The sequence below is a fragment of the Thalassovita litoralis genome, assembly GCF_900182725.1.
GTDB classification, from domain to species: domain Bacteria; phylum Pseudomonadota; class Alphaproteobacteria; order Rhodobacterales; family Rhodobacteraceae; genus Thalassobius; species Thalassobius litoralis.
The window spans coordinates 173,258-186,772 of record NZ_FXTO01000001.1 but is presented as its reverse complement, the minus strand read 5'-3'; the positions used below and the strand labels follow the sequence as shown (position 1 = coordinate 186,772).

General features: G+C 58.8%; 12 protein-coding genes. 8 read left to right on the top strand and 4 right to left on the bottom strand.

What is annotated here, in order from left to right:
* Positions 1–79 precede the first annotated feature (79 nt).
* The 3 genes from petA to FN828_RS00880 are packed head-to-tail and all read left to right on the top strand — an operon-like array spanning position 80 to position 2,774.
* Complete coding sequence (gene petA / locus FN828_RS00890) at positions 80–640, top strand: ubiquinol-cytochrome c reductase iron-sulfur subunit (protein WP_142491496.1); 561 nt, start codon at positions 80–82, stop codon at positions 638–640.
* 12 nt (positions 641–652) lie between these two features.
* Entirely contained in the window at positions 653–1,966 is a 1,314-nt protein-coding gene (gene petB, locus FN828_RS00885) for a cytochrome b (protein ID WP_142491495.1), read from the top strand.
* Positions 1,967–1,982: 16 nt separating this feature from the next.
* A complete protein-coding gene (locus FN828_RS00880; RefSeq protein WP_142491494.1) occupies positions 1,983–2,774 on the top strand; it encodes a cytochrome c1 in 792 nt (263 codons plus the stop codon).
* Positions 2,775–2,996: 222 nt separating this feature from the next.
* On the opposite strand, the gene FN828_RS00875 is transcribed toward FN828_RS00880, so the two are convergent.
* Positions 2,997–4,214: an FAD-dependent monooxygenase gene (locus FN828_RS00875; RefSeq protein WP_142491493.1), complete on the bottom strand. Its 1,218-nt coding sequence runs from the start codon at positions 4,212–4,214 to the stop codon at positions 2,997–2,999.
* Between the two features lie 84 nt (positions 4,215–4,298).
* Here FN828_RS00875 and FN828_RS00870 point away from each other — a divergent pair, with 84 nt between their 5' ends.
* The 4 genes from FN828_RS00870 to FN828_RS00855 all read left to right on the top strand — a co-directional run bounded on the left by FN828_RS00870 (position 4,299) and on the right by FN828_RS00855 (position 10,848).
* Positions 4,299–5,633 (top strand): amidase, encoded by a 1,335-nt coding sequence (locus FN828_RS00870; RefSeq protein ID WP_142491492.1) that lies wholly within the window; start codon positions 4,299–4,301, stop codon positions 5,631–5,633.
* 134 nt (positions 5,634–5,767) lie between these two features.
* A complete protein-coding gene (locus FN828_RS00865; protein WP_142491491.1) occupies positions 5,768–6,946 on the top strand; it encodes an aminotransferase class I/II-fold pyridoxal phosphate-dependent enzyme in 1,179 nt (392 codons plus the stop codon).
* 40 nt (positions 6,947–6,986) lie between these two features.
* Complete coding sequence (locus FN828_RS00860) at positions 6,987–10,160, top strand: DNA translocase FtsK (RefSeq protein WP_142491490.1); 3,174 nt, start codon at positions 6,987–6,989, stop codon at positions 10,158–10,160.
* An 85-nt stretch (positions 10,161–10,245) separates the two neighbouring features.
* Positions 10,246–10,848, top strand: a complete 603-nt coding sequence (locus FN828_RS00855) for a LolA family protein (protein WP_328592195.1) — start codon at positions 10,246–10,248, stop codon at positions 10,846–10,848.
* 58 nt (positions 10,849–10,906) lie between these two features.
* Here the strand turns inward: FN828_RS00855 and FN828_RS00850 are convergent, their stop codons facing one another.
* A complete protein-coding gene (locus FN828_RS00850) occupies positions 10,907–11,497 on the bottom strand; it encodes a transglycosylase SLT domain-containing protein (protein ID WP_142491488.1) in 591 nt (196 codons plus the stop codon).
* 220 nt (positions 11,498–11,717) lie between these two features.
* On the opposite strand from FN828_RS00850, the gene hspQ reads away from it, so the two are divergent.
* On the top strand, positions 11,718–12,044 hold the full coding sequence (gene hspQ / locus FN828_RS00845; RefSeq protein ID WP_142491487.1) for a heat shock protein HspQ: 327 nt from the start codon (positions 11,718–11,720) through the stop codon (positions 12,042–12,044).
* Between the two features lie 58 nt (positions 12,045–12,102).
* Here the strand turns inward: hspQ and rarD are convergent, their stop codons facing one another.
* Entirely contained in the window at positions 12,103–13,005 is a 903-nt protein-coding gene (gene rarD, locus FN828_RS00840) for an EamA family transporter RarD (RefSeq protein ID WP_142491486.1), read from the bottom strand.
* A gap of 91 nt (positions 13,006–13,096) precedes the next feature.
* Entirely contained in the window at positions 13,097–13,468 is a 372-nt protein-coding gene (locus tag FN828_RS00835; RefSeq protein WP_142491485.1) for a GFA family protein, read from the bottom strand.
* Positions 13,469–13,515: the final 47 nt, after the last annotated feature.

Sequence of the window (13,515 nt, the reverse complement as noted above, 5' to 3'; positions counted from 1 at the left end):
ATAGCGCCACGGAAAGGCTGCGCAACCCGTGGCCCCACATCGTATAGGCCGGTTTCGGCCGAAGAATGGAGAAAACCTCGTGTCCCACGCAGAAGATCACGAAGGCACCCGCAGGGATTTCCTGTATTACGCCACCGCCGGCGCAGGTGCCGTGGCGACGGGTGCCGCAGTTTGGCCGCTTGTTAATCAGATGAACCCCTCCGCGGATGTGCAGGCGTTGTCCTCGATTCGCGTTGACGTTTCGGGCGTCGAGGTCGGCACGCAGCTGACCGTGAAATGGCTGGGCAAGCCGGTCTTCATTCGTCGCCGGACCGAGGAAGAAATCACAGCGGGCCGTTCCGTCGCCATCGGCGACCTGATCGACCCGAAATCGGAAAATGCGAACAAGCCGGATGCCGACGCATCGGATGAAAACCGCACGCTGGACGAAGCTGGCGAATGGCTGGTGATGATCGGTGTGTGTACACACTTGGGCTGTGTGCCAATCGGCAACGGCGCGGGTGATTTCGGCGGGTGGTTCTGCCCCTGCCACGGCTCTCACTACGACGAAGCCGGTCGCATCCGCAAAGGCCCCGCCCCTCGGAACCTCGACATTCCCGTCGCGGCGTTCGAAGACGAAACCACGATCAAACTGGGATAAGGAAACGCGCACATGTCCGGCATTCCGCACGATCATTACGAGCCCAAAACGGGCGCCGAGAAGTGGCTGCATTCGCGCCTTCCCATCGTGGGCCTTCTCTATGACACCATCATGATCCCCACGCCCAAGAACCTGAACTGGATGTGGATCTGGGGCATCATTCTGACTTTCTGCCTTGCTTTGCAGATCGTCACCGGCATCGTTCTTGTGATGCACTACACCCCGCATGTTTCGCTGGCCTTTGCGTCGGTTGAACACATCATGCGCGACGTGAACGGCGGCCATATGCTGCGGTATCTGCACGCAAACGGCGCTTCGCTGTTCTTTGTTGCTGTCTACCTGCACATCTTCCGTGGTCTGTACTACGGGTCGTACAAGGCCCCGCGTGAAATCACATGGATCATCGGTATGCTGATCTACCTGTGCATGATGGGCACCGCATTCATGGGTTACGTTCTGCCTTGGGGGCAGATGTCCTTCTGGGGTGCGACCGTGATCACCGGCCTGTTTGGCGCGATCCCGTTCGTCGGTGAACCGATCCAGACATGGCTGCTGGGCGGACCGGCTGTGGACAACGCCACGCTGAACCGCTTCTTCTCGCTGCACTATCTGCTGCCTTTCGTGATTGCTGCGCTGGTCGCGGTTCACATCTGGGCCTTCCACACCACCGGCAACAACAACCCCACGGGTGTTGACGTGCGCCGCGGGTCGAAAGCCGAAGCAGAAAAAGACACCGTTCCGTTCTGGCCCTACTTCGTGATCAAAGACGTGTTCGCGCTGGCCGTTGTGCTGCTGGTCTTCTTTGCCATCGTCGGCTTCATGCCGAACTATCTGGGCCACCCCGATAACTATATCGAGGCAAACCCGCTGGCGACGCCTGCACACATCGTTCCTGAATGGTACTTCCTGCCGTTCTACGCGATCCTGCGTGCCTTCACCGCTGACGTTTGGGTTGTGATGTTCGCAAGCTGGATCACCGGCGGCATTATCGACGCTAAATTCTTCGGCGTGTTGGCAATGTTCGGTGCAATCGCTGTCATGGCGCTGGTGCCGTGGCTGGATACCTCGCGTGTGCGTTCGGGTCGCTATCGTCCGATGTTCAAATGGTGGTTCTGGCTGCTGGCCGTTGATTTCATGGTCCTGATGTGGGCCGGTGCAATGCCTGCGGAACCGCCGTACTCGACCATCTCGCTGATCGGCGCCACCTATTGGTTCGCGTACTTCCTGGTCATCCTGCCGCTGCTGGGTGTGATCGAAAAGCCGACCGCTGCGCCGGCCACGATCGAGGAAGACTTCAACAACCATTACGGCAAACCTGCCGAATAAGTAAGGAAACGGGATAATGCTTAAGAAACTCGCGATCTCCGCAGTTGCCGCCCTGACCCTTTCGGCAGGTGGCGCGCTGGCGGCCGGAGCAAACGGCCACGTTCATGACGTCGACTTCTCCTTTGAAGGGCCGTTCGGTAAATACGACCAGATGCAGCTTCAGCGCGGCCTTCAGGTGTACACCGAAGTTTGCTCGGCGTGTCATGGTCTGAAGTTCGTTCCGATCCGGACGCTGGCCGATGAAGGTGGCCCGCAATTGCCCGAGGATCAGGTGCGTGCCTATGCAGCCCAACTGGATATTTTCGACCCAGAGCTGGATGATACGCGTCCGCGGACCCCTGCTGACAAGTTCCCTGTTGGCGGCGACCCTAAGGCACCTGACCTGTCCCTGATGGCGAAGGCTCGTTCGGGCTTCCACGGCCCGTATGGCACGGGTATGAGCCAGCTGTTCAACGGTATCGGTGGTCCCGAATACATCGTCTCGATCCTGACCGGCTACACCGGCGAGGAGAAAGAGGAAGCAGGCACCACTTTCTATGAAAACACCGCGTTCCCCGGTGGTTGGATTGCAATGGCCCCGCCGTTGTCCGGTGAAGATGTGGAATTCGCAGACGAACATTCGAACGAACTGCACCACGAGGCCGAGGATGTGGCTGCTTTCCTGATGTGGACGGCAGAGCCGAAGATGATGGCACGTCAGCAGGCTGGTTTTGTAGCTGTGCTGTTCCTGACGCTGTTGTCGGTGCTGCTGTACCTGACCAACAAACGCATCTGGGCGCCGGTCAAGAAAGCCGCGAAAAAGGCCTGATATAGCGCCTTTATGATACAGAAAGCCCCGCCAGATTGGCGGGGCTTTTTTGTTTTTTTGGGGGGGGCGCTGACGCGCACGCAGGCTCTTCGGAAGGGTAGAGAGGTGATGCTACCGTATAAAGGCGATGCTTGCCGCGCTGACGGATGCCTCCGGCGGGGATATTTTAGCCAAGAAAGAACCCGGCAGAACCTTGCTTGCCAGAGTAGCGCTGGGTGACGTTTAGCGCATCAAATCGGGCAGTTCACCATTCAGCCCAGCCGCTTCGCGGATGAACGTCCGGCGCAGCCCCGGCAGGGCACTCACGACACCCATGCCGATATCCCGGCCCAGTCGCAGCAGCGGGTTGTCGTTGGAAAATAGCTTGTTCGTCAGGTCCGTGGTCAGCGCCAGTGTTGCTGTGTCAAACCGACGCCATTCCTGATAGCGATCCAGCACCAGTGGCGCGGCAATATCTTCGCCCCGGCGTTTGGCGTGGGTCAGTACATGCGCCAATGCGCCCACATCGCGCAGACCGGCATTCAGCCCCTGGCCTGCGATGGGGTGCATCCCGTGGGCGGCATCGCCGATCAGGGCCAGACGATCCCCGACAAAGCTGTTGGCGACGGTCAGGTTCAACGGATAGGTGAAGCGTTTGCCGACCAACCGGATTTGCCCCAGAAAATCGCCAAACCGGGGGCGCAGGACTTGCATATAGTCTTCGTCCGATAGTGCCTGAAAGGCCGCCGCGTTTTCGTGGGTTTCGGACCACACGACCGAGGACATATTGCCGGGCAGCGGCAGAATCGCCAACGGGCCGGGGGGCATGAAGAACTGATGCGCAATACCGTGGTGGGGCAAGTCGTGTTCAATGGCGCAGACCAGCGCGGTTTGGCCGTAATCCCAACCAGACCGTTTGATCCCGGCGCGTTCTGCTGTGCCGGACCGGCGGCCATCGGCCCCGACCAACAATTTCCCCCGCAGCGTTTTCCCAGAGGCCAGCGTTAGCGTCACCCCTGTTGCATCCGCAGCCTGTGCTGTGACGGTTTCACCGTCCAGCACTGTAATCAGCGGGGTTTTGTCCATTGCGTCGGACAGGGCGCGGCGCAGAAAGCGGTCCTCCAGCATGAAGCCCATCGGGCCTTCTTCGATTTCGGTATGGTCGAAATGCAGAAAGAAAGGGGAAAGCGGCCCTTCGCCCGCGCGGCCATCGGTCACTTTGATGTCCAGCATGGGCTGCGATTGTGGGGCCACTTCGGACCAGACACCAATACCCGCCAATAGCCGCTTAGACGCCAGCGCCAGCGCGTAACCGCGTCCGTCAAAGTTATCGTCGGTCTGAACGCCGCGCGGCAACGCGTCGATCACGGTTGAACGTAGCCCTGCCTGCGCCAAGGCCAGCGCCAGCGCGGGGCCATTCAGCCCGCCGCCGACGATCAGGATATCGCTTTCATTACTCATGCGGCAAATATGGTGGTGGATGCGGGATTGTCCATGTGCCGCACTGCCGCTACCGTTCAGAAAAATCTGACAGGAGCGATGGGTATGCAGGACTGGCTATGGAAAAGCGCGGGTGATCTGGGGCGTGGCATTGGCGAAGGGGCGATTGATCCCGTTGCGCTGACAGAAACCTATCTGGAAGCGATAGACGCCAATCCGTTTCGGGATCGTATTTATGCCCGTGTGACCGCAGATCGCGCACGGGCCGAGGCAAAGGCCGCCGCCGAGCGTGCCAAAGCCGGGCATCGGTTGTCCCTGCTGGATGGGGTGCCGATCAGTTGGAAAGACCTGTTTGATTCGGCTGGTGTTGCAACCGAAGCCGGGTCGGCCCTGCTAAAGGACCGCGTGCCGGACCGTGATGCATGGGTGTTGCGCAATGCGACAGCACAGGGGTTGGTGTGTCTGGGCAAAACCCACATGAGCGAACTGGCCTTTTCCGGGTTGGGGCTGAATCCGGTGACAGCGACGCCGCCCTGTGTGAATGATCACGATGCGGTTCCGGGGGGGTCGTCCTCGGGGGCGGCTGCATCGGTGGCGTTTGGTTTGGCGGCGTGTGGCATTGGGTCGGATACCGGCGGGTCTGTGCGTATCCCATCGGCATGGAACGATCTGGTGGGGCTGAAAACCACGTCGGGCCGTATACCGCTGGATGGCGTGGTGCCGCTTTGCCTGAAATTCGATACGATTGGCCCGCTGTGCCGTACCGTTGAAGATGCAGCTTTGATGTTGGGGGTTCTGGAAGGTGGGACCGCTGCCGATCTGCGTGGGGCGACACTGAAGGGGCGGCGTTTTGCGGCACTGCAAACGGTGGTGATGGATCATCTGCGCCCCGAACCATTGGCGGCATATCTAAGCGCCCTGGACAAACTGCGCGATGCCGGGGCCGTGATCGAAGACATAGACGCCCCCGAAGTGGCCCGCGCGATGGATCTGGCTGGGCCGCTGTATCCGACCGAAGCCTATGGCCTGTGGCGCGATGTGATCGAGGCAAATCCCCATCTGATGTTTGATCGCATTCTGGACAGGTTCCGGGGCGGGGCAAAGTTCAGCGCACCGGATTATGTGCAGGCCTGGCAAGAGCTGGAGGAATGCCGGGCCGAATGGAACGCCCGTGTCGCGCGGTTTGATGCGGTGCTGTGTCCGACCTCTCCGATTCTGCCGCCGAATGCTGATCGGCTGATGAATGACGACGATTACTATGTTTCGGAAAATCTGCTGGCCTTGCAGAATACCCGTGTGGGCAATCTGATGGGTGGATGTGGGATTGCGATGCCGACGGGAACGCCGTCTTGCGGGATCACCTTTAATGGGCTGCCAATGCAGGAAGAACGGCTTTTGCGGATCGCAGCGGCGGCGGAAACTGCGCTACGGGCGGGGTGATCGCTGGGGACAGGCTGTCAAAAACGACACAGGACAAACACGTTACACTGCTTTATCTGGACGAAAGGCGCGCCGTTCGGTACTCTGACCGCAAACGGGGCGCTATGATCCCGAAACATTTGAGGCAGTGTGATATGTTTCCCGAGCGGTTTGCCAACCTACCGGCTTATGCTTTCCCGCGTTTGCGCGCCCTGTTGGACGCGCACGAAGCGGGTGGTCCCGTCATGCACATGACAATCGGAGAGCCAAAACATGCCTTTCCCGATTGGGTGGGGCAGATCATGGCCGATAATATCGCAGGCTTTGGGCAGTATCCGCCGAATGACGGAACGCCCGGATTGCGCGGGGCAATTGCCGGGTTTCTGGACCGCCGGTATGGTGTGACGGTGGACCCGGACACCCAAATCATGCCGCTGAATGGGACACGCGAAGGGCTATATAACGCAGCGATGGCCCTGATCCCCGAGGAAAAAGCCGGAAAGCGCCCCGTGGTGCTGATCCCGAACCCGTTTTATCAGGTCTATATGATTGGGGCGATTTCCGTCCGGGCTGAACCTGTGTTCGTTTCGGCCACCCGCGCAAACGGGTATCTGCCGGATTATACTGCCCTGCCGCCCGAGGTGCTGAACCGTGTCGCCGCGGCCTATATCTGTTCGCCTGCCAATCCGCAGGGGTCCGTTGCCAGCCGCGACTATTGGGCGGCGCTGATCCGTTTGGCGGAACAATATGATTTCCAGATTTTCGCGGACGAATGTTATTCGGAAATCTATCGGCAGGATGCACCTGTGGGGGCTATGCAGGTCGCGCAGGAATTGGGCGCTGATCCGGAACGGGTGGTGATTTTTCATTCGCTGTCGAAACGGTCAAACCTGCCGGGGTTGCGGTCTGGGTTTGTGGCTGGCGGGGTCGAAACCCTGAAGCATGTGCGCCAGTTGCGGGCCTATGCAGGGGCACCGCTACCGTTGCCGATTCAGCATGTTTCCCAAATGGTGTGGGAGGACGAGGCCCATGTCATCGAAAACCGCCGCCTGTACGGCGAAAAATATGTGGCCGCGGACGAGGTGTTCGCCAGCATTCAGGGCTACAAAGCGCCCGAAGCCGGGTTCTTTTTGTGGCTGCCTGTCGACGATGGCGAAGAAGCGGCGCTGAAAGCGTGGCGCGAAACCGGGGTGCGGGTGCTGCCGGGCGCGTATCTGAGCAAAGATGTGAACGGGGATAACCCCGGCAAGGGATATATCAGGGTCGCAATGGTGGCCCCGACCGAGGAGATGCGGCAAGGGCTGATCCGCCTGCGCGACTGCATCTACCGCTGAATAACAAAAATACAAAGAATCATAATAGAACGAGGCAGGAATGGCATTTCAGACAAGGGGACGGGACCCGCTGTTCGACAGTGACATGCAGGCAGCGATCGAAAAACGCGGCAAGGAACTGATCGGTATCGCGCTGGCTGTTGTGGGGCTGGCGGCCGTGGCGATGATGGCATCATATAGCGCCGACGATCCGTCGTTCATGCTGGCCACCGATGCGCCGGTGCAGAATGCGCTTGGGCGTTTGGGTGCCTCGTTTGCAGCGCCTTTGTTTATGATTCTGGGGATGGGATCGTGGGGGCTGGCGATTTCGCTGCTGGTCTGGGGATTCCGTTTTGGGTTCCATCAGGGCGAAGATCGTGCGCTGTCCCGTGCGCTGCTGACCCCGATCTGGATGGCTGTGATTTCTGTCTATGCTTCAACCTTGGTGCCGGGGCCGGATTGGGGGCAGGGATTCGGGCTTGGCGGGCATTTTGGCGATACTGTTTTGGGCGTGTTGCTGGGTATTTTGCCGGTCAGCATGGCCTTCGGGATCAAGCTGATGACGCTGCTTTTTGCGTTGGGACTGCTGGCGATGGGAACCTATGTTCTGGGCTTTTCGATGAACGAATTGCGTCGTCTGTTCCGTTTCATGGTGGTGGGCGTGGTGATGGTTTATGCGCTGTCGCTGACGTTGCTGGGGCGAGGCGCTTCGGGGGCCGTTACGGCGGCTCAGGGGATGCAGGCGCGTCAGCGGGAACGCCGCGCTGCGCGGTTAGAGCGTCAGGCCACGGCGGCCAGCTATGAAAACTATGCGCCGGACGTGCAAGAAGAATGGGTGGAGCCCTATGAAGCCAACGTCTTTGCCGAAGACGATTGGACGCAAGATCCTGTTCCGGCGCCCGCAGTCGCCCCTGTTGCCGAACCTGCGCCGAAACCCGGTCTTCTGAAACGGGTGCCGGGTTTGATCCGCCGCCCTGATCCAATGCCAGAGCCGGAATTGATAGAGCCTGAACTGGCGGAGGATTGTAATGATGCGCCCGGCGGGGATCGTATCAAGGCCAAGATTGCCGATGTGATCCGCAACCGTACCGTCGCCGCGCCCGAAGTGGCCGCCCCGCTGACCAAGGGCCGTGGTCGTGGCCCTGCTGCGCTGGTGTTCGATCCGTCACACCGCCCTGCCGCGCCGCAGCCGCAAAAAGGTTTGCCACCCGAGCCGCCGCTGACGGCATCGCGTGCGACCCTTCCGGCTGAGCCGCCGATTACGGCAATCCGCCCCGCGTCTGATCCTGTGGAAATCGGGCGCGTTGCGTCTGTGAACCATTTCGATCCGATGCCAGAGCCGGAACAATATGCGCAACCCGCAGCATATGAAGCGCCCGAAGCGCATTTCGAGACTGAGTTCACGCAGGATTATGCGGATGTGAACCCGGATTTCTGGAATGATCCCAACAGTCTGACAGACACGCTGGCAGAGGATCAGGACGAGAATATTTTTGATATGTCCTATGATGCGGTGCCGTCTGAAACCTATGCCGCCCCGAAGCCGGTTGCACAGGTCGCCACCCCGGCCCCCGCGCCAAAGCCGCAGATGCAGCCCGCCATTCCGGTACAGGCCCCGCGCAAGGTGGTTGTGCAGCCACTGAACCGGAAACCGATCCAGCCTTCGACCCGCGCCCGGACCGAGGCCCAGCCGTCGCTGGCGTTCGAGGAGAGCGCGCACGTTTATGAATTACCGCCGCTTAATCTGTTGGCGAACCCGGCCAATATCCAACGCCATCATCTGAGTGATGAGGCATTGGAAGAAAACGCCCGGATGCTGGAAAACGTGCTGGATGATTATGGCGTGAAGGGTGAAATCGTCAGCGTCCGCCCTGGTCCCGTTGTCACTATGTACGAACTGGAACCGGCACCGGGCCTGAAGGCCAGCCGTGTGATCGGTCTGGCCGATGACATCGCACGGTCCATGTCTGCACTGTCTGCCCGTGTGTCCACCGTGCCGGGCCGCAGCGTGATCGGGATCGAATTGCCGAACGAAAACCGCGAAAAGGTGGTGCTGCGCGAAATCTTGGCCGCGCGGTCCTTTGGCGATGCCAACATGAAACTGCCGCTGGCCTTGGGCAAGGATATTGGCGGCGAACCCATTGTGGCGAACCTTGCAAAGATGCCCCACCTTCTGATTGCGGGGACCACGGGTTCGGGGAAATCCGTGGCAATCAACACGATGATTCTGTCGCTTTTGTACCGGCTGACCCCGGATGAATGCCGCCTGATCATGATCGACCCGAAGATGCTGGAATTGTCCGTATATGATGGCATTCCCCATCTTCTGTCGCCTGTTGTGACCGATCCCAAAAAGGCGGTTGTGGCCCTGAAATGGGTCGTGGGCGAAATGGAAGATCGCTATCGCAAGATGTCCAAAATGGGCGTCCGCAACATTGATGGCTATAACAGCCGGGTCGAGGATGCCCTGTCCAAGGGCGAAACCTTTAGCCGGACGGTGCAGACCGGGTTTGACGATGAAACCGGCGATCCCATTTTCGAGACCGAGGAAATCACCCCGGTGAAGATGCCCTATATCGTGGTTATCGTCGACGAAATGGCCGACCTGATGATGGTCGCGGGTAAAGAGATCGAAGCCTGCATTCAGCGCCTTGCGCAGATGGCGCGGGCGTCGGGGATTCACCTGATCATGGCCACGCAGCGGCCTTCGGTTGACGTGATCACCGGCACGATCAAGGCGAACTTCCCCACCCGGATTTCGTTTCAGGTGACATCGAAAATCGACAGCCGCACCATTCTGGGTGAAATGGGTGCCGAACAACTGCTGGGTATGGGCGATATGCTGTATATGGCTGGCGGCGCCCGGATTACCCGCTGTCATGGCCCCTTTGTTTCAGATGAGGAAGTCGAGGAAATCGTGACCCATCTGAAATCTTTTGGCCCGCCCGAATATGTGGGCGGTGTGGTCGAAGGCCCCGATGAGGATAAAGCCGACAACATCGACGCGGTGCTGGGCCTGAATACTGGCGGCAACACGGATGGCGAGGACGCGCTGTACGATACGGCGGTGGCGATTGTGATCAAGGATCGTAAATGCTCGACCTCTTACATCCAGCGGAAATTGGCCATTGGCTATAACAAGGCCGCAAGGCTGGTCGAGCAGATGGAAGAACAGGGGATTGTGTCCCCGGCTAACCATGTCGGCAAACGCGAAATTCTGGTTCCCGAACAATAACGGGAACCAGTTCGCCCCTCGCGCAGATGTGAGGCGGAATTCAGGTGTAACCCGCCCCTTGCAGGGTTATTTATGGGCTATGAAAATGCTTCGCTTTATCCTTGCGCCCGTTTGCATGGCGCTGGCGGTTCCGGTCGCGGCTGAGGAACTCAGCCTGCGCCAGATTTCCGATTATCTGAACAGCTTTGCCACGGCGCAGGGCGATTTCACCCAGATCAACGACGATGGTTCGATGTCGACCGGGAAAATCTGGTTGAAACGACCGGGGCGGGCGCGGTTTGAATATGGGCCACCCAATCCGGCGTTGGTTATGGCGGGGCAGGGGGCGGTTGCGATCTTTGACCCCAAAAGCAACACCGGGCCTGAAACTTATCCGTTGAAACAAACGCCGCTGAATATCGTGCTGCGCCGGGATGTGGATCTGGCTGGATCGAAAATGGTGGCAGGCAAGGTGTATGATGGCACCGCCACCACGGTGACTGCGATGGACCCGGACAGCCCGGAGTACGGCAATATCCAACTGGTGTTCACTGATAACCCCGTGCAGTTGCGGCAATGGGTGATCAACGATCAGTCCGGCAGCGCCACGACTGTGATTCTGGGGCAAATGCAGTTCGAGACAAAGCTGAGCGATTCACTGTTCGATATTCGCGCTACTTCGGAACGCTTGCAGCCGGGCGGAAAGTAAGTAATCGGCGCTGCTGAAGTTGCAGCGCCGATATTCAATCAGATGATTGCCGGGCTTTTTAGCGCAGCCGACGGGGACATGTGGCAAGTTGGCGTTCATACATATCGGCGCGGGCGTCCACCTCGGCAGAAATACGCATCAGCCAGCTTTTGCGGGTATAGTTTTTCCGCAAATAGCCTGTATGCCCTTCGTGATACGCCAGATATTGATGCTGCGCGTTGCTGAGTTCGACCCCGGTCTTGTCACGGGTCTGATTCATATACCAACCCATGAAATCTGTCGCATCGCGAATACGGTCGCGGCGGGCGCCCCAGCTTCCGGTTGCGCGTTGGTAATCTTCCCAAGTGCCATCAATCGCTTGTGCGTAACCATAGGCCGAACTTTGCCGCCCCATCGGGATGACCCCCAGCACAAACCGATATGGTGTGCGGGCGTTTCCGATGAACTTGCTTTCCTGATAAATCGTGGCCATCTGCACATGTACCGGAACCCCCCAACGGCGTTCAGTGGCACGGAAGGCTTTGCCGTATTTCGGTCGTTGGCTCAGGATGGAGCATGCGTTGTCCAGATTTCGGGGCGCACTGAAATCGCCGCCACCACAGGATGCCAGCAGCACAAACATGATCAATGCGCGAAGAGTTCTGCTCATCTGCCTCTCGCTTTCTTTGTTTTGTGCCATTTTAGCGAAATTTGCGGCCAGAGGAAATGACAATTCCTTTAGTTTGGGGCTGCCGGACGGAAAGATCGGGATTTTTGCCAAATGCACTGTAAATCCAAGGTTCACAGACTGTTTCCCATGTTTTCCGGTGATTTCATGGACAAGATGGGGTGTTTGCGTCTATTTCTGCCGTTAAGGGGTTGTAACTATTATGCTGAAGACGCGTGCGAAATATCATCTGGGCCAGGTTGTCCGGCACAAGAAGCATCCTTTTCGGGGGGTGGTCTTTGACGTTGACCCGCGCTTCAATAATACCGAGGAATGGTATCACTCCATCCCCGAAGAAAGCCGCCCATCCAGAGAGCAGCCATTTTATCACCTGCTGGCGGAAAACGAGCAAAGCTATTACGTGGCTTATGTATCGGAACAGAACCTTGTGGCCGATTATTCGGGGGAACCCGTCAGCCACCCGGATATTCCAGACCTGTTCGGCCCCTTTGAAGACGGGCATTACCCGCTACAATTTCAGTTGAACTAAAGCGTGCCGCGTTCATCCGCATTCCTGCGGTGAATGTCCTGCGATTTTGGCCGCCTGATCAGGGCTTAGGGCGCCGTAGCTGTCGCCACAGGGCAACGGAATAGATCACAAGTGCTGCCCAGATCATCGGGAAGGCGATCATGCGCGCCTGACCGAAGGGTTCGTCGAATACGAAAACGGCCACCAGAAAGATCAGCGTTGGCGCGATATATTGCAGGATGCCAATCGTTGACAGACGCAGCAGTTTGGCCCCGTTGGCATAGGTGATCAACGGCACCGCGGTGATAACGCCTGTCCCGATCAGCAGCCATGTATTGCCGGGGCTGTCGGTGAAATGGCCCTGTCCGGTCGTCGCAAGATAGGCCAGATACCCCAACGCCGGGGGCAGCAGGATCAGCACCTCCAACAGGAAACCTTGGTTCGGGCCGATGGGGAGCCATTTTTTGAAAAAAGCGTAAAAGCCCCAACTGACGGTCATACCAATCGCAGGCCACGGCAGGGAACCAGCATCATACCACAGCACAAGCACCGCGCCCGCAGCCAGAACCACCGCAGCTATTTGCGCACGCCCCAGCTTTTCCCGCAGCAGGATTGCCCCCAGCAACACACTGAACAGCGGGTTGATATAATATCCCAGCGCCGCATCCAGCGCACGGTTGGTGGCGATGGACCAGACATAAATGCCCCAGTTGACGGAAATCAGCGCGGCAGTCACGCAGCCCATTGCCAGTGTCTTGGGGGATTTCAACGCCGTGACCAAATCGCGGGTGCGCCGCAACCACAGCAACAGCGCCCCAGCCACAGGTATCGCCCAGATCACCCGATGGGCCACGATTTCAGCGGCAGGGATATGGGCGACGGCTTTCATGTAAAGCGGCATAAACCCCCACATCAGATAGGCCGCGATGGCAAAAGCCAGCCCGCGCGGGTTGTCGGTGTTTTCGGGCTGCGGGGTGGGCATGTGGGTGATTCCTTTTGATCCGGTTCCTGTTAACCCGGTGAAAGGTATGGTGAAAGACCGTGCGATTGCGGGGGTGGCGGTTATGGTCCCGTCAGGGGTGCTGGGGCAGACCGTCCGCGATGCTGTAGTAATCGCCCTGGTCCGCCGTAAAAATGTGTTTTTCCAACTGTAGCCCGGTCGGACCATCGACAGCACCCAAGGCAAAGCTGATTTCGGTTTCGCCATTGCCCTGCCAAAACAGGAATGCGCCGCAGGTCGCGCAAATGCCCCGTTTGGCGTGATGTGTCAGGGCGATCCAACTGACGGGGCCGGTGATGGTTAATTCTGGTTCCGGCACCTGCGCCGAAGCCCATTGATGTCCCGACATCTTGCGGCATTGGGTGCAATGGCACACGGACGGGTTTCGGGGCGGGGTGCGTGTGGCAAAATGCACAGCCCCGCAAGCGCAGCTTCCGGTCAGCATGGTTTATTCCTCTCTCCTATGATCAGGAAACAGGGGAATGCCGGTGT